The organism is Microbacterium sp., assembly GCF_031988965.1.
In the GTDB taxonomy this organism is placed as follows: domain Bacteria; phylum Actinomycetota; class Actinomycetes; order Actinomycetales; family Microbacteriaceae; genus Microbacterium.
This window is the reverse complement of the sequence record NZ_DALZXX010000022.1, coordinates 1-2,027: the sequence shown is the minus strand read 5'-3', so window position 1 is coordinate 2,027 and position 2,027 is coordinate 1. Positions and strand designations below refer to the sequence as shown.

Below are 2,027 nucleotides of genomic sequence, written 5' to 3'. Positions count from 1 at the left end.
GTGAGCGCATCGACACGGCGCTCGACGCGATCCGCGACCGCTTCGGCGCGCAGTCGATGGGGCGCGCGACGCAGATCGGGCGCGACCCCGGCTGGTCGACGCCGGTGCTGCCCGAGCACGAGTGACTCAGTCGACGGTCGAGGACCGGCCGATCGCGTCCGACAGCCCGGACAGCACTTCGGTGAGTGCCGCGACCTCGCGCAGCAGATCGTCGGATGCCGAGCGCAGCCGCTCGGCACGATGCGCGCGCACCAGGGCGACCTCCGAGAGCGCCTGCTCCGTGAGTGCGAAGCCCGCGCCCCGCCCCTCGGTAGCCGGGACCGGCACGAGCAGCGATTCGCGTTCGAGGCCGTGCAGCAGCGCGCTGACGTTGCTGCGCTGAAGGTCGAGACTCCGCGCGATCCGTGTCGCCGTGACGCCCGGCGCGACCGAGACCTCGTGCAGCACCAGGATCTCCCGCGGCGTCAGTCGACGCCCACTCGGAAGCGCGAGTCCGCGCGGCTCGATGCGGTGCGCGATCGACATCACCGCATCGGCGATTGGCGTCTCTGCATCCATTTGTGTATTGTTTCATACGCTTCTGAGGGAGCGCGACCGGCACGAGGGCCGGCGGCGCTCGTGTAGCCGTCGTCGCTGCCACCCAGGTCCTCCGGGCACCCGACGGCGCTCCTCGCGAAGCCCTGTGCTCGTCGCGCCCTGCATCCGACCGAACGACGAAAGCACTCCTCATGACCTCCACCGCCGCACTCACGGCACCCCCTCGCAAGGCTCTGCGCGGGCATCCGATCGCCACCCTCATCGCCGTCTCGCTCGGCCTGTTCATGGTGGGCCTCGATGCCACCGTCGTCTCGATCGCGAACCCGGCGATCGCGGCCTCGCTCGACACCTCGTTCACCCAGCTGCAGTGGATCACCCACGCGTACCTGCTCGGCCTCGCCGTGTGCCTGATCGTCGGCGGCACGCTCGGCGACCGCTTCGGCCGCCGCCGCGTCTACATCGTCGCGGTGATCGCGTTCGCCGTCACGTCCGTCGCGATCGGCCTCGTCGGCAGCGCCGCGGGCGTGATCGCGTTCCGTGCCCTGCAGGGCGTCAGCGCGGCACTGCTGATGCCGCAGACCCTGTCGATCCTGCGCGCGACCTTCCCCCGCGAGAAGTTCGGCATGGCGGTCGGCATCTGGGGCGGGGTCTCGTCGGTGGCGATCGCCGCCGGCCCGATCGTGGGAGGCGCGCTCGTCGCCACACTCGGCTGGGAGTCGATCTTCTTCATCAACGCGCCGATCGCGGTGATCACCGTGATCGTCACCGCCCTCGTGGTGCGCGAATCGACCGCGGGCAGCTCCACGGTGCGCTTCGACGTGCCGGGAGTCGTCCTGCTCGCCATCGGACTGGCCGGCGTCGTGCTGGCGATCGTGCAGTCCGAGGACTGGGGCTGGGGCGACGCGCGCACCCTGCTCGTGCTGGGCGGCGCCCTCGTCGTGCTCGCCGCCTTCGTGCTGGTCGAGCTCCGCAGCCCGCATCCGCTGCTGCCGATGTCGCTGTTCCGCGAGCCCGGCTTCTCGATCGGCGGGCTCGCCGTGGGGGCGAACTTCTTCGCACTGCTCGGGGTGACGTTCTTCCTGAGCCTCTTCCTGATGAACCTCCGCGGGGTCGAGGGGGTCGTGGCGGGCGTCATGCTGCTGCCGCTGTCGGCCGTGTCGATCATCGCCTCGCCCATCGGCGCCGTGCTCGTCAGTCGCCTCGGCACGCGCGTGGCCATGACCATCGGACTCGCGCTCGTGGCGCTCTCGCTCGTGGCGCTCACGCCGATCGGCGTCGACACTCCGTACATCGCGATGGCGATCCCCTTCGTCACGCTCGCGCTCGGCGTGGGCCTCACCATGACGGCGGGCGCGGATGCCGTCGTCGGCAGCGCTCCCGTGCATCTCGCCGGTGTCGCCGGCGGGTTCCAGGCCACGATGCTGCAGCTCGGCGGGGCGCTCGGCACCGCCGTGTTCGCCTCGGTCGTCGGAGCCGGCAGCGCACGGGGC

General features: G+C 71.3%; 2 protein-coding genes. One reads left to right on the top strand and one right to left on the bottom strand.

Translation table 11 applies throughout. The features are described from left to right. Positions 1-126: 126 nt before the first annotated feature. A complete protein-coding gene (locus RTM68_RS06895) occupies positions 127-558 on the bottom strand; it encodes a helix-turn-helix domain-containing protein (RefSeq protein WP_312169513.1) in 432 nt (143 codons plus the stop codon). 170 nt (positions 559-728) lie between these two features. On the opposite strand from RTM68_RS06895, the gene RTM68_RS06890 reads away from it, so the two are divergent. Next, positions 729-2,027 (top strand): DHA2 family efflux MFS transporter permease subunit (locus RTM68_RS06890; protein WP_312169511.1); only part of this gene is annotated, 1,299 nt, incomplete at its 3' end.

Excerpts from the sequence above, each read along its gene's own strand:
- RTM68_RS06895 (WP_312169513.1), bottom strand. The coding sequence starts at position 558 with ATGGATGCAGAGACGCCAATCGCCGATGCGGTGATGTCGATCGCGCAC.